The organism is Tsukamurella sputi, from assembly GCF_007858445.1.
Classification (GTDB): Bacteria; Actinomycetota; Actinomycetes; order Mycobacteriales; family Mycobacteriaceae; genus Tsukamurella; species Tsukamurella sputi.
The window spans coordinates 1-664 of record NZ_VIGV01000062.1; the positions used below are offsets into that span (position 1 = coordinate 1).

Sequence of the window (664 nt, forward strand, 5' to 3'; positions counted from 1 at the left end):
CCTCGATAGAGATGGGCGTAGGCAAGGATCAGCATCTCATTGTGGGAGCGATTGATCTCTTTGCGCAGAACCTCCTCGGCCCGTTTAGTATCTCCAACATCGAGTAGACGATTGGCATATGCAATCAAGAGTGCAGGTTCATGTTGAAGGTTTTTAGGAAGGCGGCCCCATACAAGTCGTAGTTGATCTGAATCTTTACTAATTTGACTTGCATACTCAAAGAGCGCTTTATAGACACTTTCGGTGTAGTAAGTGATCTCTTCGCTAGGTGTTAAGCGGGGAAGAGCCTTCTGTAAATTGGGGAGAAGCCTAAAGAGCGCTTCATTTTTACCCTGTTTTTGAAGGGCGACCGCTAATAGAAGCGTGGCATAATAATTTTTCTCTCGCTCTAAAAGGGTATTGAGAAGTAATTCTGCTTTTTCATTCTCATCCGCCTCTAAGAGGAGTTCAGCACGCTGTACTTCTGCTAATTCTCGATCATGCTTAGAGTCAGAAAGATCGATCTCTCGTAGATAGCGATCTCTTTTTTCAATATTGCCAGAGAGTTGCGCTGCTCTTGCTGCCCCGATATAGCAGAGATTTTTGCTTTTGCTCCCTTTCGCCGCAAGTAGAAAGAGATCTTCAGCGACTGTAGGGCGATTCTCAAGTAGTGCCAGTTCAGCTT

The 664-nt window shown here is 45.2% G+C and carries 1 protein-coding gene; it reads right to left on the reverse strand.

The annotated features are described in order from the left end of the window. The coding region (locus FK268_RS25885) for a hypothetical protein (protein WP_205124525.1) at positions 1 to 664 on the reverse strand (664 nt) is incomplete at both ends.